Genomic DNA, 16434 nt, shown 5'->3' on the forward strand with positions numbered 1-16434 from the left:
TTTCGCCAGCCCCAACTGATCAGGAGAGCAGCACGCCCAAGCGTGCCGCCAATTGTCTAGGCCATGTCGGCAGAAACGCGTTCGATCTCTTCCTTCAATCGAAGCTTTTTCTTTTTGAGTTCAGCGATTTGAAGATCATTCGTGCCCGGTGCGCGCTGCACCTCCTCTACTTTTTCCGAAAGGTTTTGGTGCTTTTTCTTCAGTTCATGCAGGTGCGAACTCAAGCTCATGAGAATCCTCCTATGGTTCATGTGCAAATCCAGTCCAGCATACTTTTACAATTCTGTCACGCCGCAACCGCGAAAGTTGGTTAATCCCCGCTCACGGTGCCGCGCCAAATGGCAAAATCGCGCCCTTCCGCAGCACAGCCGAAATCATCGGCGCATAATCCTCACCGTCCGAGAGATGTTGTGCGCCTTGGTGCAGCACCACGGGCGGGTGCAGGCAAAAGGGCGTGCGCCCGCCTTTGCGCCCCCGCAACAGAATCAGCCGCGCAGGCCGCCTATCGCGCGGCACAAGCGGCAGCACTTCGAGCGCACCCAAGCGGCCCTCGCAGGCGGCCAGCATCTCTGGCAGACGTTCAGCGCGTTGGATGAAGGTCGCATGCCCCAGCGGTCGAAGCCGCCGCGCCGCCACCTCGATCCAACGCGCCAGAGGCAGTGCCTCGCCCCGCCCGGTCTCTCGGGCCGTGTTGGGGCTGGCATGGCTGGCGTCGCGGATAAAATATGGTGGGTTTGCAATAACATGGTCAAAATTCTGCGCCCTCAGCGCAACCGGCAGCGCATCCAGATCGGCGCTGTGAACCTCGGCCTCAAGCCCATTGCGGCGGGCATTTTCGCGGGCGAGTTCGACGTAATCCGCCTGAACATCCACCCCGCAAAGCGCCAGTCCGGGCACCCGCGCGGCCAGGCAATACAGCGCCGTGCCGACGCCGCAGCCAAGCTCCAGCACCGCCTGCCCGGCGCGCGCCGGGACCGAAGCCGCCAGCAGAACAGGGTCGACGCCAGCGCGGTAGCCGTGACGCGGTTGCAGGATTTGGAGACGCCCGCCGAGAAACGCGTTGTCGGTGGCGTCAATCAAGCCGGATGTCATGGTCGTGCATCAGAACGCGGGCCCGGGCCAGTTCGCTGCGCAAGACCATGAGCCTGCGCGGCAAGATTCCGATCGATCCTTCGAGCACGCTCATATTTACGTCCAATTGAAAGCATTCTATACCCTCATCCTGCAGCAGGGCGGTGGCATAAGCGATAACAGTGATATCGTTGGTGCGAAGCAGCTCTTCCATGTCGGGGACATAAGGGCAAGGTGACGGTCATGTCGAGCCTTGTGACGGGAGTGTGATGAGTTTGGACAACACGGTTGCGAAACCTCATGAGCGGTTGGCCGATGTGCTGGCCGATGATCTGGCGGCGGTCGGCGATGTGATCCGCGCGCGCATGGCGTCGAAACACGCGCCGCGCATCCCGGAGGTTACGGCGCATCTGGTGGATGCCGGCGGCAAACGCCTGCGGCCGATGCTGACGCTGGCCTGCGCGCGGATGTGCGGCTATGCGGGCGACGATCATATCAAACTGGCGGCGACAGTGGAATTCATTCACACCGCGACTTTGCTGCATGACGACGTGGTTGATGAAAGCGCGCAGCGGCGGGGGCGGCCGACGGCCAACCTATTGTGGGACAATAAATCTTCGGTGCTGGTCGGGGATTACCTCTTTGCCCGCGCCTTTCAGTTGATGGTCGAGCCGGGCGATCTTCGGGTGCTCGACATCCTGTCAAACGCCGCCGCGACGATTGCCGAGGGTGAGGTGCTGCAGCTCTCTGCCGCGCAGAATCTGGCCACCAATGAGGACGTGTATCTGCAAGTGGTGCGCGGCAAGACGGCGGCGCTGTTTTCCGCTGCGACCGAGGTGGGCGGCGTGATCGCGGGCCGACCCAAGGATGAGGTGCAGGCGCTGTTTGACTATGGCGACGCGCTGGGGATTGCCTTCCAGATGGTCGACGATCTGCTGGATTACTGGGGCTCGGACGCGACGGGCAAGAACATCGGCGACGATTTCCGCGAGCGCAAACTGACGCTTCCGGTGATCAAGGCGGTGGCGCTGGCGGATGACGAAGAGCGCGCCTTCTGGACCCGGACGATTGCCAAGGGCAAGCAGGAGGACGGCGATCTTGACCATGCGCTGGCGCTTCTCAACCGGCACGGCACGCTTGAGGCCGCGCGGCAGGATGCGCTGGGCTGGGCTGAGAAAGCGCGCACTGCGCTCACCCGCCTGCCCGATCATCCGATCCGAGGCATGCTCGACGATCTCGCCGAATACGTGGTCGCCCGCGTCTCTTGACGGGAGGAAATTCCATTGATGGAATTTCTCAAAAGTCATCGATGACTTTTGGTGCGTTACGCCAGGGCCGTTGCGACGATCCACCAGCCGGGGTGCTGCGCGGACAGCGCGCGTGCCGCGCGTTTTGCCTCGGACGCGGTGCGGAACAGGCCGAAACAGGTTGCCCCTGAGCCGGACATGCGGACCAACCCTGCGCCCGCGGCCTCCAAGGCCGACAGCACCTCTTGGATCACCGGTTGCAGAGCGATGGCGGGCTGCTGAAGATCGTTACGCCTCTCGGTCAACCACGCCAGATCTGCCCCGCCTGCGGGCAGATCGCCCATCGCGGTATTGTCTTTGCAACTCAAGGCCTTGAACACCGCAGGGGTCGGCACATCGACGCGGGGGTTGATCAGCACAGCGTGGAGCTTTGGCTGCGTCACCACAGCCACATCATCGCCAATGCCCTGCATGCGCGCCGCTCGTGCCACACGGCACACCGGGACATCGGCCCCCAAAAGCGCAGGGTCGCCGTCAAAGCGACGGTCGAAGGCGGCCTCCATCGCACGCAAGGTTGCCGCCGCATCAGACGACCCGCCGCCGATCCCAGCCGCCGCCGGCAGATGCTTTTCCAAAGCAATTGCAACGGGTTCGCCAAAGGCCTTGGCAGCGCGCCAGCACAGGTTGCGCGCATCCTCGGGCACGCCCGCGGCCATCGGGCCGGTCACGCGTAGCGACATCCGCGGCGCGGGCGAAACCCGCACCACATCGCCCACATCTGCAAACACCACCAGCGAATCAAGCAGGTGATAGCCATCGGCCCGCTGCCCCGTCACATGCAGGGTCAGGTTGATCTTGGCCGGCGCAAACGCCTCAGTCTGCGCCATTCTCCACCACACGCAGGGGCGGCGCGCCCTCTTCTGAAAGCACGTCATCCAGCCCGACTTCGAGCTTGCGGCGAATGCGCTCAGGGTCGGCCTCGTTGTTGGGATCTTCGAGATCGACAAAGCTGAGCGCGCGGTGCCATTGGAACCGGGCCTCCAATGAGCGGCCCACCGCCCAATAGACATCGCCCAAGTGATCGTTGACTACCGGATCGACAGGCATCAGCTCGGCAGCGCGCTCCATATGGCCAACCGCTTCGTCGTAGCGGCCAAGGCGGTACAGAACCCAGCCGAGACTGTCGACAATATAGCCAGAGTTGGGCCGCGCATCGACAGCGCGTTCGATCATATCCAACGCCTCATCGAGCTTCTGGTGCTTTTCTACCAGCGAATAACCCAGGAAATTCAACACCTGCGGCTGCTCGGGGCTCAACTCGAGCGCGTGGCGGAAATCGGCCTCGGCCTGTTGCCACTCTTCGCGCCGTTCATGTGCGATGCCACGGGCAAAGAACACAAACCACTGCGACTGGCCCGGCTCTTTATACAGCTCGATCGCCCGATCATAGGCCGCCACAGCGGAATCATAGTCTGATTCGCCGCGATACAGATCGCCAAGCGAGACGTGAATGATCGGCAGATAGCCATGCGTCTCGGCCAAGGTTTCCAGCGCGGCAATCGCCTCGCCCACCCGGCCCGCAGCGCGCAGCGCGTCGGATTTCCCCAGCACCGAGGCGTGATACGCCGGGTCGCTCGCGGGCACGCGGCCATAGATCTCGACCGCCAGTTCGTGGCGCTCCATGTCTTCCATCAACTGCGCCGAGAGCAGGATCGCATCAACATGATCGGGGCGCAGGTAAGCCGCGATCTGGGTGTAAAGCAGGGTGTAGTCGTCGCCCGCCTCGCCTTCGAGCGCGCCTGCGATGGTGTAAAACACCTCGGCCATGCCCTCTTTGGGCGAATCGACCACATCGAACGGCACCGCCTCAGGCCCCTCCAACGCCTTGCGCAACGCATCGAGACCGGGATCAAGCTGCGAGGTGAAGCTGGCGTTCATCAGCTCAATCGCTTCGGCATTGCGGCCAAGCTGGCTGAGCACCTGCGCGCGGGCCACGATGCCCCGGCGGGTGAGCATTGCCGCACCGCCGCCATCGGCCGACATCAGATCGTTGGCCCCTTCAAAGTCACCCACCGAAGCCAGCGCAAGTGCCTTGTGATACAGCGCAAATCCGCGCAGACCCTTTTCCTCGGCCACCTTGTCGAAGGCCACCAAAGCGGCACTCATGTCACCGTCACCCAGCAGCGCCCAAGACACCAGCAAGCCATCAACCAACGGCCCAATGCCGCGATCATCGCGTGTCATGGCAACGATATCGCCGTAGCGGCCTTCTTTGACGTGCCCGGCAATCAGCGCCATCTGCGCCAATTGCGACCGCACGCCCATTTCTTCCAATCGGAGCGCATGGTCGCGGGCGCGGTCCACCTCGCCCAGCGACAACAACGCCGCCCCGGCCGCCTCGATCAGGCCGGGATTGTCGCGATCATAGAAAAGCGCCTGCTCATAATAGTCCGCTGCGGCGCGAAAATCAGTTTGATAGCCAGCCTGCCGCGCGGCCAGATAGGCCCCCGACAGGTTTGCCGCCGAAACCGGCACTGCCGCGGCTAGGGTCAGACCCAGGGCTGCGATCCATCCAAATCTTTTCGCGGTCACACGCCACTCCTTTTCTGCTCGGTCACAGCCTAGTTCCGCGCTGGTTAACAGGCAATGCAGGACAGGCATTAACCCGCCCATAAGCGGTTTCACGTCACCGTGAGCAAAAGCGGCGTCGGCGGTGTGCGGTCAGTGCCGACGCGTCACCATGTCGTGCAACCGGATCACCGCGCGGCTGGCAGTCTTTTCACACAGTGCCGGCAGAACCGCATGCACAAGTGCCGCGCCCGCCGCGAAAAACAGCAACCCTGAAAACCGCAGGGCAAAGCGCATATGCTGAAAATAGCTCTCGTTGACCGAGGCAGGATGGGCAGTGAAAAAACCGGCGGGTCCGTGAATGGCAGGCATGGGATCTCCTTTTCAAGTTGCCCCAAGCCTATCCCGCTTGGCCTGCATAAAGGTCCCAAATTAACTTGCCATGATCGCCCTATGTGGGACATGATCCCAAAGATGAGCAATCTTGACCCATACGATCTCAAAATCCTCAAAGCGTTGCAACGCGACGCCACCCAAAGCATGGATGCACTGGCCGAAACCGCTGGCCTGTCGCGCAACGCCTGTTGGCGGCGGATGCGCAATCTGGAAACCTCTGGCGTGATCCGGCGGCGCGTGGCCCTGCTTGATCCTGTCAAGGCCGGGTGCCCGCTTCAAGTGCTGGTTATGGTCAAAACCAACGCCCATGATGCCGGATGGATGGCGCGATTTGACCGCGCGGTGCGGCTCTTGCCGCAAATCACCGGTGCCCAGCGGATGACCGGCGATCTTGATTATGTGCTGCGGGTCCGGGTTGCGGATGTGCCCGCGTATGACGCATTTTACAAAAAGTTGATCGAAATGGTGCCGCTCTCGGATATCTCTGCCAGCTTTGTTATGGAAGATATCAAGGACACCACTGAAATCCCACTCTAAGCCGAGGCCCCGATGGACGAACTCGATATCTCAACCACCGCCGAGGCCTATGAGGCCGCCGCCCTGCCCCGCCGGGTCGAGGTGTATACCGATGACGCGCCCCACAAAGACGGCTGCCTGTCGTCAAGCGGTGTGTCGGGCAAGCCGGTGGCGCAGAAAAGCCCGGCAGAATGGGCCTATGAACGGATCATCCTCTATATTCGCGATTTTGAGGCTGATCTTGATGAAGAGCACGAAGTGGCGATGGGGTTCACCGGGTCCAACGCGGGTGTGCTTCGGATCGAGGGCATGGGGTTCTTTGATCCCGACATGATCACCTTTCACGGCACCGACGCCAATGGCACCCGCACGCAATTGGTGCAACATGTCAGCCAACTCAACGTATTGCTGCGCGCCCTGCCCAAGCCGGTCAAGGCCGAGGCCCCGCGCCGCATCGGCTTTCGGCTGGCACAGCGGCTTGAGGATGCGACCCGCCCCCCCAAGGCCGAGCCAGACCCAGGCGCAAACTCAGACCCGGGCCCAGAAGCGACATAATCGCGCGCCAGACGAGGCGTGACAGCCCGCGGGGAATCCGCTACATCCCCCGCAACACCAGTTCCAAAGGACGACGAAAATGGCTGACCACAAACAAGGCGACATGGACATCTCGGTTCAGGAAGACACCTTTAACGGTTTCATCACCGCTGTCATCCGCGTGGCCGTATTCTCAATCGGCGTGCTGATCTTCCTCGCGATTTTCAACACCTGATCGATTTTCCGGGACGACTGAGATGAAAAAACTGGCAGCGGCCTTTCTGGGCCTGGCTCTTCTTGGGGCCTGCGGCGCGACGTCGGATCGTTCGCGCTATGACGACCCCGAGCTGGTCGCCCGTGCCGCCTATCGCCATGATGGGCCGCCGGCGCTGACGCTTTATACGATGGTGAACAACCGCACCGGATCGGGCGCGCACACCAGTCTGATGATCAACGGCTCGCAGCGGGTCATCTTTGATCCCGCCGGGTCGGTCCAGCATTCCTCGATCGTGGAAAGCGGCGATGTGCTGTATGGCATCACCCCGCGGATCGAAGATTTCTATGCCCGCGCCCATGCCCGTGAAACCTTTCACGTCGTGATCCAGCGCATCGAAGTGCCAGCCGCCACCGCCGAAAAGGCGCTGCAACTGGCCATCGCCAATGGCGCGGTTGGGCAAGCGTTTTGTTCGCAATCGACCTCGCAATTGCTCAAGCAACTGCCGGGCTTCGAGGGCATCAATGCGACGTTCTTCCCAGTCAGCCTTAGCGAGCAGTTCGGCAATCTGCCCGGCGCGACGACCCGCGTTTTGCGCGAGACCGACGCGGATGACAAATCGCAGGCCATTGCCGCCTTCGATGCAGAGGTAAAGGCCGGTCAGGGGCAGTAATCTGCCCCGCCCACCCCCTCACCCCAGCAGGTACATGCTCAGGTAAAGCCCCGTCGCCCCGGCAAAAATCGCAGCAAGCACGTTGCGGGTGACAAGCCCAACGGCAATCGTGACCGCCGCCGCAATCAGGCGCGGCGCATCCGGGGCACCGCCCGTCGCGGCAGGCCAAACCACCAGCGGCGCCACCAGCCCCGGCAGGATCGCCACTGCGGTATACCGCAGGTGCCGCAGCACCCAATCCGGCATCGTCTTTTCGCCCACCAGCCCGGTAAAGCTGAACCGTAGCAGGAAACTGCCGATGCCCAGCCCGATGATCACCGCCCATGTTTCAAACGTCGTGATCATGGCGCGGCCCTCGCGGCCAACCGGCGCTCCACTTCCGCCCCCGCCAACATCCCCGCGATCCCGGCCACCAACAGGCCAAGGTTGTAGGGCAGAAAGGCAAAGGCCAGCGCCATCACAATCGACACCAGCGCCGCGGTTAGATGCGCAACCGTGCGCAACATCGGCGCGATCATCGCGAGAAAGGTGATCGGCACCGCGAAATCAAGCGCCAGCCAGCCGGGAATGCCCTGCCCCAGCATCGCGCCCGCCACCGTCGCCACCCACCACAGCGGCGACACCGCCAGCGCTGTGCCAAAGAAATACGCCACCTTGTTGGCCAGCGGCATCTCCGGCTCTTTTTCAAACCGCAGGCTTGAGGCGGTAAAGCTCTGATCCAGCGTGAAATACGCCATCAACGCGCGTTGCCACACCGGCGCGGCCCCCAGATGCGGCGTCAAAGCGGCGGAATACATCGCCATCCGCAGATTGACCGCCAGCGCCGAAATCAACACGATGATCGTCGGCACATCCTCGACCATCAACTGAATCGCGGTGAACTGCGCCGCCCCGGCGATCACCACAATCGAAAAGCTCAGCGTCTCGAACACGTTCAATCCGGCCTCTGTCGCCACCACCCCGAACAGCGCGCCAAACGGCACGATCACGATGGTAAAGGGAAACGAGTGGCGCATCCCGCGCCAGAAGTCGCGTTTTGGGGTGGAGGGTGGCATGGGTTCATCCTAGGTTCTCCCCCAGCCCTACTAAGACTAAAGGCGAGACGCAATTGCTCCTGACCGATGACGCCACACCGTATCTTATCGCCCCCGATCCCGCCGCGCCGCGCCTGACGCGCGTGGTGTCGGGCATTGATCACACCGGCCAGCGCCAAGAGATTTCGGTGGTCGAGGAACGCCCGCTGACGATCTTCCTCAATGCGCAGGAAATCGTGACGGCGATGACGATTGGCGACTACCCGGAATACCTCGCGCTGGGATTTCTGCGCAATCAGGGCATGTTGCAGGCCGATGATGTGGTGACGGGCGTCGAGTATGACGAAGACCTCGAAGTGGTGGTGGTGCGCACCGAGACCGAAACCAACCACGAGGAAAAGCTGAAGAAGAAGACCCGCACCAGCGGATGCGCCGTTGGCACGGTCTTTGGCGATATGATGGAGGGGCTCGAGGATGTGCAGCTCCCCGCCACCGAGCTGCGCTCAAGCTGGCTTTATGCGCTCGCGGGGCGGATCAATCGCACGCCGTCGCTGTACCTCGAGGCCGGGGCGATCCACGGCACCGTGCTCTGCCAACAGGACAAGCCATTGGTTTATATGGAAGATGTCGGCCGCCACAACGCGGTGGACAAGATCGCAGGCTGGATGCTGCAAGAGAACGTCGGCGCGGCGGACAAGATCCTCTACACCACCGGGCGGCTGACTTCGGAGATGGTGATCAAGACGGCGTTGATGGGCATTCCGGTGCTGGCTTCGCGCTCGGGGTTCACGGCTTGGGGCGTCGAAATCGCGCGGCAAGTCGGGCTGACGCTGATCGGGCGGATGCGTGGCAAGCGCTTTGTCTGCCTGTCGGGCGAAGACCGCATCATCTGGGACGCCGACCCCGACGCCGTGCCCGAAGACCCCGGCAAACAGCGCCGCAAAGGCGGTACGCTATGATCTGGACGGGCAAAAATCGTCCACGATTTTTCGAATTTTCTTGCAAGAAAATTGGTCGCACTGCGCGGCAAAGGACACAGCCATGACCCGCCCCTTCGGCGTGATCCTCGCCGGTGGGCTGGCCACACGCATGGGCGGCGGCGACAAGGGGCTGTTGCCGCTCGGCGATGCGCGCATTCTTGACCATGTGATCGCCCGCCTCGCCCCCCAGGTCGCGGGCCTCGCGCTCAACGCCAATGGCGCGCCACAGCGGTTCGCCGCCTTCGACCTGCCGGTGGTGGCCGACACCATCCCCGACTTCGCCGGTCCCTTGGCGGGCGTGCTGGCGGGCATGGATTATGCCGCCACCCAAGGTGCCACAAGCATCGTCACCGCTGCTGCCGACACGCCGTTTCTGCCCCGCACCCTTGTCGAGCATCTGCTGCACACCAGCGAAGGCCAAGAGCATCCCCTCGTGCTTGCCGCCACCCCGCGCGGCGAGGAGGCGACCAAATCGATGTCGCGCAGCGGCCATGTGCGCCACCCGACCTTTGGCCTCTGGCCGGTCGCCCTGCGCGATGATCTGCGCGCGGCGCTCACTGGCGGGCTAAAGAAAGTCGTGCACTGGACCGACGCCCACGGTGGCCGCGAAGCGCTGTTCCCCGACGAAGATGCGTTTTTCAACGTCAACACGCCAGACGATCTGGCCCGCGCGAAAGAGATGCTGGCATGAGGCTCTACGGTGTCACCGGCTGGAAAAACTCCGGCAAAACCGGCCTGATGGAGCGTCTGGTGGCCGAGATCACTGGCCGTGGTTTCACCGTTTCCACGGTCAAACACGCCCATCACAGCTTTGACGTCGACCAGCCCGGCAAGGATTTACACCGCCACCGCATCGCCGGTGCGTCGCAGGTTCTGCTGGCCTCGCGCAACCGCGTGGCGCTGATGACAGAATTGCGTGATGCCGAGGAGCCGACGCTAGAGGCGTTGCTGACACAGCTCGCGCCCTGTGACCTCGTGCTGATCGAGGGCTACAAACGCGACCGCCACCCCAAGATCGAGGCCCACCGCGCCGCCACCGGCCAACCGCTGATCGCGCCCGAAGATTCCACCATCCGCGCCGTCGCCTCGGATGCTGCCCCCGACATCAACCGCCCTGTGTTCGATCTTGATGACACCCGCGCCATCGCCGATTTCATCCTGCACGAGGTTGCCCTGTGACCTTCGACAGCTTTGCCGTTGTCGATTGGTCTGGCGGCAATGATCGCGGACCAAAGCCCTGCGCCGACGCAATCTGGATCGGGCTGGTGCGCGACGGCATCGACCAAGAGCCGCAGTATTGTCGCAACCGGCAGGTGGCTGAAACCGCGCTGACCAAGCTGATCGAAGAGGAACAATCCGCCGGGCGGCGGCTGTTCATCGGCTTCGATTTCCCCTTCGGTTATCCGCGCGGTTTTGCCCAAGCGCTCTGCGGCACCGCCGATCCCTTCGCGCTTTGGGGTTGGCTGGCCGACCGGGTCGAGGACGCCCCCGACACCAACAATCGCTTCGATCTCGCGGGGGAGATCAACCTTCGGTTTGGCGGTGCCGGGCCGTTCTGGGCCAACGGCCTCAAACGCGACATCCCCGGCCTGCCCCGCCGCAAGACCGCCTACACCAACCCCTTTCCCGACCGCCGCCTGTGCGAGGATCAGGCCAAGGGCGCCTTCACCTGCTGGCAACTCGCCGGCGCCGGCGCTGTCGGCTCGCAGGTGATCATGGGCCTGCCGGTTCTGGCCCGGCTGCGGCGCAAATTTGGCGCTTCGGTCTGGCCGTTCGAGCCGCTCAGCAGCGACCTCGCGTTTGTCGAAGTCTGGCCCTCGCTGATTGCAAAAGAGGTTGCCACCGGGCGCACCGAGGATGAGATCAAGGACCGCGCGCAGGTCCGCCTTCTGGCCCGCGCCATCGCGAATCTGCCGCAGGACACCCTCGCGCAGATGCTCGCGGTCAAGGCCCCCGAGGAAGGCTGGATCTTCGGGCTTGGCCACGAAACCGCCCTGCGCAAAGCCGCCACTCCGCTGCCCCCACCGCCGCTGCGCAACGATTGCTTTGCCCTGCCGGCGGGCGTGGACTGGACGCCGGTCCACGAAGCCCTCGCCCATCTGCGCAACAATCTGAATGTGGTTGCCGGACATGAGCACATCCCCCTCGCCAAGGCAGACGGGCGCATTCTGGCCGAAGACCTGACCGCTCTGCGCTCCAACCCGCCCACTGCCAATTCCGCCGTCGATGGCTACGGTTTCGCCGGCCCGCTCGCCCCCGGCCCTGTGCAAATGCCGCTCATGCCGGGCCGCGCCGCCGCCGGAGTGCCGTTTGACGGCACTGTCCCCAAGGGCCAGGCGCTGCGCATCCTGACCGGCGCCGCCCTGCCCAACGGGGTCGACACCGTCGTGCTGGAGGAAGACACCACCACCGACGGCCGCCGGATTAGCCTCAATGGACCGCTCAAACAGGGTGCAAATGCCCGAAAAGCCGGCGAAGACATCGAGAGCGGCCAAAGCGCCCTGCCCAAAGGCCGCAGGCTGACGCCCGCCGATCTGGCGCTGCTCGCGGCGGTTGGCCATTCCACACTTGCGGTGCGACGGCGGCTTCGGGTCGGCGTGCTGTCCACCGGGGATGAGATCGTCGCCCCCGGCACAGAGGCCGCCCCCGGCCAGATCCATGACGCCAACCGCCCGATGCTCCTCGCGCTCGCCCGGCGCTGGGGGTTCGATGCGGTCGACCTCGGCATCGCCCCCGATCAACGCGACGTGCTGCGCCAAACCCTCGACCGGGCGGCAGGCGTGGCGGATGTGGTGCTGACCTCCGGCGGCGCATCGGCGGGCGACGAAGACCACATGTCCGCCCTCCTGCGCGACCAGGGCGCGATGCAGCTTTGGCGGATCGCTGTCAAACCCGGACGGCCTCTGGCGCTTGGAATGTGGCAAGGCGTGCCGGTCTTTGGCCTGCCGGGAAATCCGGTCGCGGCGCTGGTCTGCGCGCTGATCTTCGCCCGGCCCGCGTTCGAAGTGCTCGCCGGGGGAGACTGGCCAGAGCCGCAGGGCTTTGACGTGCCCGCCGCCTTTACCAAACGCAAGAAACCGGGACGGCGCGAATACCTGCGCGCCCGCATCCGCGACGGCCGGGCCGAGGTGTTTGCCTCCGAAGGCTCGGGCCGGATCAGCGGGCTCAGTTGGGCCGAAGGGCTGGTGGAACTGCCCGACGGCGCGGCAGAGATTGCGCCGGGCGATCCCGTGCGCTTCCTGCCCTTCGCCAGCTTCGGGTTATGACGGGACTGCTCTGTGACTGGCTTGATCCGCGCGGTGGCCTGATCTGTCAACAGATCAGCACTGATCCATCAATGGATCAGGCCCCTCCACCGTCCATTTAGTCGAAAGTGCCCGCCACCCGGCCAAGCAATATGAAGGCGCGCGAGGTGCGGGTGTTAGGAAACGCCGCGACTTCCTCATCCAACGAGCGTTCCGAAAAGCTCTGGAACGACCGGTCGTACACCCGCAGGACGCGGCAGAGATCGCGCCCAGTGACCCAGTACAGTACCTGCCCTTCGCCAGCTTTGGACTGTGACAGGTCTGCTCTGCGACCCGTTTAATCCCCGCGGTGGCCTGATCTGTCAACAGATCAGCACTGATCCATCAATGGATCAGGCCCCTCAACCGTCCATTTAGTCGAAAGTGCCCGCCACCCGGCCAAGTAACATGAACGCGCGCGAGGTGCGGGTGTTGGAAAATGCCGACACTTCTGCATCCGACGAGCGTTCGGAAAAGCTCTGGAACGTGCGGTCATAGACCCGCAGGAAATGGTGTGCTGCGTCGCGAAAAATCGGATCCTGCTTCATCCGCCCCGCCGACAGCGCCAGCGAGGACCGGTCGCGCACGCCGCCAAGACCGGCAATCGCCCGCCCCCGCGCGCCTTCGGCAAACCGCCGCCAAACGTCCGGTTTCGCCATATCGGGGCGCAGATCGTCCATATAGATGCCGTCCTGGCTCAGCAGCGTCAGCACATCCTGCGCCGCCTGCACCAGTTGCGCCGTGGGCCGGTGCTTTAACGCCCGGCGCAGGGCGGAAAATCCGTCGCGATCATCCGGTGTTTCGGGGAAGTTCAAGGCGCGGATAAAATCTTCATTCGACAAGTCCGGACCCAGGGCCTCGGCCGGCGTGCCAAGCGCCAGCGTCGGCTGATCATCCACCACCGGGGCCGTGGCAGGCGCAGAGGATGCCGCAGGGGCAGAGGTCGCGCTGCGATGTGCACCAATTTCGCGGGTCGACGAGAACATCGCCATCGTCGCTTCGGCCTTGCGCTGGGCCGCCGCGATCTCATCAAGCTTGCGGGTGACGGAACTGCCCCCCGAGCCGACCTGGCTCTGGCTGACATAAGCGTGGCGCAGGGCATCGATGGCGGTCTGTAACCGCGCACTTTCGTCGCGCATCACCTTGCTCGCCCGCGCCGCCGTGGCCGCAACCCAGATCATCCCCACCGGCATGAACACCGCCAGCAACGTCATCAAAAACCGCAGACTGGTGTCGGTGGCATTGCCCGGCTCGATCAGCAGGAAAAACACCGCCGCGCCAAACAGCCAGACCAGCGACAGCGCAATGGCAGTCACCTCGATCCCCGTCACCGAAGGCGAGCGATTGCGATCATAAATGCCCAAGGGCGTCGGGGCCGACGGCGCAACCTTGCCGCCGTTGCCGGATGTCTGAGACTGTGCTGTGGCGTCGGTCATGGCCGAATTCTTTATCCAGGGACGCGTGCGAAACGCTCTGTCAAATATAGGCGATTTTCAGGATTTCGTAATCCTTTGTTCCGCCCGGCGTGCGCACTTCAACGCTATCGCCCTCTTCTTTGCCGATCAGCGCCCGCGCAATCGGCGATTTCATGTTCAACAGGCCCTTTTCAACGCTGGCCTCGTGTTCGCCAACGATCTGCCAGGTCTTTTCCTCATCGGTGTCTTCGTCGACAACCGTGACGGTTGCGCCGAATTTCACCGATCCCGACAGTTTGGTCGGGTCGATCACCTCGGTCAGGCTCAAAACACCTTCGAGTTCCTTGATCCGGCCCTCGATAAAGCCCTGCTTTTCGCGCGCCGAATGATACTCGGCGTTTTCCTTCAGGTCGCCCAATTCGCGCGCCTCGGCAATCGCCTTGATCACGGAGGGCCGCTCAATCGACTTGAGCTTTTTCAATTCGGTTTCAAGCGCGGAATGGCCCGCGCGGGTCATAGGTATTTTTTCCATAGGCCTTACCAGAAAGGGCCGCTCACCCCGGCCGGGCGGCGGCGACTTCAAATCAGCTTGTTTCGTCGACATTGCCCCGAGCGCCGCGCCGGATGCAAGGGCGAACTGGCCCCAGCGGCGGGAAGGCGCGCGATTGCCGCAGCACGCGACCTTGGGCGCTAACATATGCAACAGGAGTGATTTCCCCAGCATTTGTCCGGATATGACGCAGCGCACAACGTTGACCACGCGTTAATTTCCGGGCAGGACTCTGCCAGCTATGATGCAAGTGCAGCAAAGGCCGGAGGAGCAAGACATGACCGACGTGACGCGCGAAGCGATGGAATATGATGTGGTGATCGTCGGGGCGGGGCCTGCGGGTCTGTCTGCCGCGATCCGGCTGAAACAGCTGGACGCCGACATCAACGTCGTGGTGCTGGAAAAAGGCTCCGAAGTGGGCGCGCATATCCTGTCTGGCGCGGTGCTCGACCCTTGCGGCCTTGATGCGCTGATCCCCGACTGGAAGGAAAAGGGCGCGCCGCTTAACGTGCCGGTCAAGGACGATAATTTCTATGTTCTGGGCGAAGCGGGCAAGGTGAAGGTGCCGAATTTCCCGATGCCGCCGCTGATGAGCAACCACGGCAATTACATCGTGTCGATGGGCAACGTCTGCCGCTGGATGGCCGAACAGGCCGAGGGCATGGGCGTCGAGATTTTCCCCGGCATGGCCTGCTCCGAGCTGGTCTACGGCGACAACGGCGAAGTCAAAGGCGTGGTCGCCGGTGAGTTCGGCAAGAACTCCGATGGCACCCCCGGCCCCTCGTACGAGCCGGGCATGGAGCTGCACGGCAAATACGTTTTCCTCTCCGAAGGTGTGCGCGGCTCGCTGTCGAAAGACGTGATCGCCAAATACGACCTCTCCGCCGGGAAAGAGCCGCAGAAATTCGGCCTCGGCATGAAGGAAATCTGGGAAATCGATCCCGAAAAGCACCGCGAAGGCAGCGTCACCCACACGATGGGCTGGCCGCTGGGCAGCAACGCTGGCGGCGGATCGTTCATCTATCACCTTGAGAACAATCAGGTTTACGTCGGCTTTGTGGTCCACCTGAACTACAAAAACCCGCATCTCTTCCCCTACATGGAATTTCAGCGGTTCAAGCATCACCCGATGGTGGCCGACCTTCTCGAAGGCGGCAAACGGGTGGCGTATGGCGCGCGTGCGATCACCGAAGGCGGCTATCAGTCGATGCCCAAGATGGTCGCGCCCGGTGTGGCACTGCTTGGCTGCTCGGTCGGCATGGTCAACGTGCCGCGCATCAAGGGCAACCACAACGCCATGCTCTCGGGCAAGGCCGCAGCCGAGGCGGCGTTTGACGCCATCAAAGCCAACCGTTCCGGCGACGAGCTGACCGCCTATGAGGCCGACGTGCGCGATGGCGCGATTGGCCAAGACCTGAAAAAAGTCCGTAACGTCAAGCCGATGTGGTCGAAATGGGGTCTGACGGCGGGCCTCGCGCTTGGCGGTCTCGACATGTGGACCAACACACTTGGCTTCTCGCTGTTCGGCACGCTCGGCCACGACAAATCCGATGCCGAGGCGACCGAACCCGAGGACAAGCACACGCCGATCACCTACCCCAAGCCCGACGGCAAGCTGAGCTTTGACCGGCTGACCAACGTGTCGTTCTCCTTCACCAACCACGAAGAAGACCAGCCCTGCCACCTGCGCCTGCTTGATCCGTCGGTGCCGATTGACGTGAACCTGCCGAAATACGCCGAACCGGCGCAGCGATACTGCCCGGCCGGGGTGTATGAGGTGGTGGAAAAGGATGGCAAGCCGGAGTTCGTGATCAACTTTCAGAACTGCGTGCACTGCAAGACCTGCGACATCAAAGACCCGAGCCAGAACATCAAATGGGTCACACCGCAGGGCGGCGACGGGCCGAACTATCCGAATATGTAGCGGCATACGCGCGCGGGGGACTGCGCGC

General features: G+C 63.1%; 20 protein-coding genes. 10 read left to right on the forward strand and 10 right to left on the reverse strand.

Features of this window, described 5'->3' with window-relative positions; translation table 11 throughout:
* Positions 1–56: 56 nt before the first annotated feature.
* From ACW9UO_RS07765 to ACW9UO_RS07775, 3 genes are all read right to left on the reverse strand, one after another.
* On the reverse strand, positions 57–230 hold the full coding sequence (locus ACW9UO_RS07765; RefSeq protein ID WP_457088391.1) for a YdcH family protein: 174 nt from the start codon (positions 228–230) through the stop codon (positions 57–59).
* Between the two features lie 91 nt (positions 231–321).
* Positions 322–1092 (reverse strand): tRNA1(Val) (adenine(37)-N6)-methyltransferase, encoded by a 771-nt coding sequence (locus ACW9UO_RS07770; protein WP_457088392.1) that lies wholly within the window; start codon positions 1090–1092, stop codon positions 322–324.
* Positions 1073–1285 (reverse strand): putative signal transducing protein, encoded by a 213-nt coding sequence (locus ACW9UO_RS07775; RefSeq protein WP_457088393.1) that lies wholly within the window; start codon positions 1283–1285, stop codon positions 1073–1075. The genes ACW9UO_RS07770 and ACW9UO_RS07775 overlap by 20 nt, the downstream gene beginning before the upstream one ends.
* Positions 1286–1340: 55 nt before the next feature.
* Here ACW9UO_RS07775 and ACW9UO_RS07780 point away from each other — a divergent pair, with 55 nt between their 5' ends.
* Positions 1341–2339: a polyprenyl synthetase family protein gene (locus ACW9UO_RS07780; RefSeq protein ID WP_457088394.1), complete on the forward strand. Its 999-nt coding sequence runs from the start codon at positions 1341–1343 to the stop codon at positions 2337–2339.
* Positions 2340–2395: 56 nt separating this feature from the next.
* On the opposite strand, the gene ACW9UO_RS07785 is transcribed toward ACW9UO_RS07780, so the two are convergent.
* From ACW9UO_RS07785 to ACW9UO_RS07795, 3 genes are all read right to left on the reverse strand, one after another.
* Positions 2396–3205, reverse strand: coding sequence for a 4-(cytidine 5'-diphospho)-2-C-methyl-D-erythritol kinase (locus tag ACW9UO_RS07785; protein WP_457088395.1), 810 nt, complete (start codon positions 3203–3205; stop codon positions 2396–2398).
* Positions 3192–4910, reverse strand: a complete 1719-nt coding sequence (locus tag ACW9UO_RS07790; protein WP_457088396.1) for a tetratricopeptide repeat protein — start codon at positions 4908–4910, stop codon at positions 3192–3194. The genes ACW9UO_RS07785 and ACW9UO_RS07790 overlap by 14 nt, the downstream gene beginning before the upstream one ends.
* A gap of 129 nt (positions 4911–5039) precedes the next feature.
* Positions 5040–5258: a DUF6356 family protein gene (locus ACW9UO_RS07795; RefSeq protein ID WP_457088397.1), complete on the reverse strand. Its 219-nt coding sequence runs from the start codon at positions 5256–5258 to the stop codon at positions 5040–5042.
* Between the two features lie 102 nt (positions 5259–5360).
* On the opposite strand from ACW9UO_RS07795, the gene ACW9UO_RS07800 reads away from it, so the two are divergent.
* The 4 genes from ACW9UO_RS07800 (at position 5361) to ACW9UO_RS07815 (ending at position 7219) form a co-directional block, all read left to right on the forward strand.
* The gene (locus ACW9UO_RS07800) at positions 5361–5819 is read left to right on the forward strand and encodes an Lrp/AsnC family transcriptional regulator (protein WP_457088398.1); all 459 of its coding nucleotides are present in this window, start codon (positions 5361–5363) and stop codon (positions 5817–5819) included.
* A gap of 12 nt (positions 5820–5831) precedes the next feature.
* Positions 5832–6353: a DUF6173 family protein gene (locus ACW9UO_RS07805; protein WP_457088399.1), complete on the forward strand. Its 522-nt coding sequence runs from the start codon at positions 5832–5834 to the stop codon at positions 6351–6353.
* A 79-nt stretch (positions 6354–6432) separates the two neighbouring features.
* Positions 6433–6567 (forward strand): aa3-type cytochrome c oxidase subunit IV, encoded by a 135-nt coding sequence (locus ACW9UO_RS07810; RefSeq protein ID WP_457088400.1) that lies wholly within the window; start codon positions 6433–6435, stop codon positions 6565–6567.
* Positions 6568–6589: 22 nt separating this feature from the next.
* Positions 6590–7219 (forward strand): hypothetical protein, encoded by a 630-nt coding sequence (locus tag ACW9UO_RS07815; RefSeq protein ID WP_457088401.1) that lies wholly within the window; start codon positions 6590–6592, stop codon positions 7217–7219.
* Between the two features lie 18 nt (positions 7220–7237).
* Here the strand turns inward: ACW9UO_RS07815 and ACW9UO_RS07820 are convergent, their stop codons facing one another.
* Both ACW9UO_RS07820 and ACW9UO_RS07825 read right to left on the reverse strand, forming a co-directional pair.
* Positions 7238–7564, reverse strand: coding sequence for an AzlD domain-containing protein (locus ACW9UO_RS07820; RefSeq protein WP_457088402.1), 327 nt, complete (start codon positions 7562–7564; stop codon positions 7238–7240).
* Positions 7561–8274: an AzlC family ABC transporter permease gene (locus ACW9UO_RS07825; RefSeq protein ID WP_457088403.1), complete on the reverse strand. Its 714-nt coding sequence runs from the start codon at positions 8272–8274 to the stop codon at positions 7561–7563. The genes ACW9UO_RS07820 and ACW9UO_RS07825 overlap by 4 nt, the downstream gene beginning before the upstream one ends.
* Before the next feature lie 53 nt (positions 8275–8327).
* Between ACW9UO_RS07825 and fdhD the strand changes: the two genes are divergently transcribed.
* The 4 genes from fdhD to ACW9UO_RS07845 all read left to right on the forward strand — a co-directional run bounded on the left by fdhD (position 8328) and on the right by ACW9UO_RS07845 (position 12499).
* The gene (gene fdhD, locus ACW9UO_RS07830; protein ID WP_457088404.1) at positions 8328–9212 is read left to right on the forward strand and encodes a formate dehydrogenase accessory sulfurtransferase FdhD; all 885 of its coding nucleotides are present in this window, start codon (positions 8328–8330) and stop codon (positions 9210–9212) included.
* 82 nt (positions 9213–9294) lie between these two features.
* The gene (mobA, locus tag ACW9UO_RS07835) at positions 9295–9924 is read left to right on the forward strand and encodes a molybdenum cofactor guanylyltransferase MobA (RefSeq protein WP_457088405.1); all 630 of its coding nucleotides are present in this window, start codon (positions 9295–9297) and stop codon (positions 9922–9924) included.
* The gene (gene mobB / locus ACW9UO_RS07840) at positions 9921–10412 is read left to right on the forward strand and encodes a molybdopterin-guanine dinucleotide biosynthesis protein B (protein ID WP_457088406.1); all 492 of its coding nucleotides are present in this window, start codon (positions 9921–9923) and stop codon (positions 10410–10412) included. The genes mobA and mobB overlap by 4 nt, the downstream gene beginning before the upstream one ends.
* The gene (locus ACW9UO_RS07845; RefSeq protein WP_457088407.1) at positions 10409–12499 is read left to right on the forward strand and encodes a molybdopterin-binding protein; all 2091 of its coding nucleotides are present in this window, start codon (positions 10409–10411) and stop codon (positions 12497–12499) included. The genes mobB and ACW9UO_RS07845 overlap by 4 nt, the downstream gene beginning before the upstream one ends.
* A gap of 392 nt (positions 12500–12891) precedes the next feature.
* On the opposite strand, the gene ACW9UO_RS07850 is transcribed toward ACW9UO_RS07845, so the two are convergent.
* Both ACW9UO_RS07850 and greA read right to left on the reverse strand, forming a co-directional pair.
* Entirely contained in the window at positions 12892–13953 is a 1062-nt protein-coding gene (locus ACW9UO_RS07850; RefSeq protein WP_457088408.1) for a hypothetical protein, read from the reverse strand.
* Positions 13954–13993: 40 nt separating this feature from the next.
* Entirely contained in the window at positions 13994–14464 is a 471-nt protein-coding gene (greA, locus tag ACW9UO_RS07855) for a transcription elongation factor GreA (protein WP_457088409.1), read from the reverse strand.
* A gap of 295 nt (positions 14465–14759) precedes the next feature.
* On the opposite strand from greA, the gene ACW9UO_RS07860 reads away from it, so the two are divergent.
* On the forward strand, positions 14760–16406 hold the full coding sequence (locus tag ACW9UO_RS07860; RefSeq protein ID WP_457088410.1) for an electron transfer flavoprotein-ubiquinone oxidoreductase: 1647 nt from the start codon (positions 14760–14762) through the stop codon (positions 16404–16406).
* Positions 16407–16434 lie beyond the last annotated feature (28 nt).

The organism is Marinovum sedimenti (assembly GCF_054052205.1).

Coding starts and splice junctions, on each gene's coding strand:
- ACW9UO_RS07795 (WP_457088397.1), bottom strand. CDS start 5,258: ATGCCTGCCATTCACGGACCCGCCGGTTTTTTCACTGCCCATCCTGCC.
- ACW9UO_RS07850 (WP_457088408.1), bottom strand. CDS start 13,953: ATGACCGACGCCACAGCACAGTCTCAGACATCCGGCAACGGCGGCAAG.
- ACW9UO_RS07810 (WP_457088400.1), top strand. CDS start 6,433: ATGGCTGACCACAAACAAGGCGACATGGACATCTCGGTTCAGGAAGAC.
- ACW9UO_RS07825 (WP_457088403.1), bottom strand. CDS start 8,274: ATGCCACCCTCCACCCCAAAACGCGACTTCTGGCGCGGGATGCGCCAC.
- ACW9UO_RS07780 (WP_457088394.1), top strand. CDS start 1,341: ATGAGTTTGGACAACACGGTTGCGAAACCTCATGAGCGGTTGGCCGAT.
- mobB (WP_457088406.1), top strand. CDS start 9,921: ATGAGGCTCTACGGTGTCACCGGCTGGAAAAACTCCGGCAAAACCGGC.
- ACW9UO_RS07805 (WP_457088399.1), top strand. CDS start 5,832: ATGGACGAACTCGATATCTCAACCACCGCCGAGGCCTATGAGGCCGCC.
- mobA (WP_457088405.1), top strand. CDS start 9,295: ATGACCCGCCCCTTCGGCGTGATCCTCGCCGGTGGGCTGGCCACACGC.
- ACW9UO_RS07770 (WP_457088392.1), bottom strand. CDS start 1,092: ATGACATCCGGCTTGATTGACGCCACCGACAACGCGTTTCTCGGCGGG.
- ACW9UO_RS07785 (WP_457088395.1), bottom strand. CDS start 3,205: ATGGCGCAGACTGAGGCGTTTGCGCCGGCCAAGATCAACCTGACCCTG.
- ACW9UO_RS07815 (WP_457088401.1), top strand. CDS start 6,590: ATGAAAAAACTGGCAGCGGCCTTTCTGGGCCTGGCTCTTCTTGGGGCC.
- ACW9UO_RS07775 (WP_457088393.1), bottom strand. CDS start 1,285: ATGGAAGAGCTGCTTCGCACCAACGATATCACTGTTATCGCTTATGCC.
- ACW9UO_RS07800 (WP_457088398.1), top strand. CDS start 5,361: ATGAGCAATCTTGACCCATACGATCTCAAAATCCTCAAAGCGTTGCAA.
- ACW9UO_RS07820 (WP_457088402.1), bottom strand. CDS start 7,564: ATGATCACGACGTTTGAAACATGGGCGGTGATCATCGGGCTGGGCATC.
- greA (WP_457088409.1), bottom strand. CDS start 14,464: ATGGAAAAAATACCTATGACCCGCGCGGGCCATTCCGCGCTTGAAACC.
- ACW9UO_RS07860 (WP_457088410.1), top strand. CDS start 14,760: ATGACCGACGTGACGCGCGAAGCGATGGAATATGATGTGGTGATCGTC.
- ACW9UO_RS07765 (WP_457088391.1), bottom strand. CDS start 230: ATGAGCTTGAGTTCGCACCTGCATGAACTGAAGAAAAAGCACCAAAAC.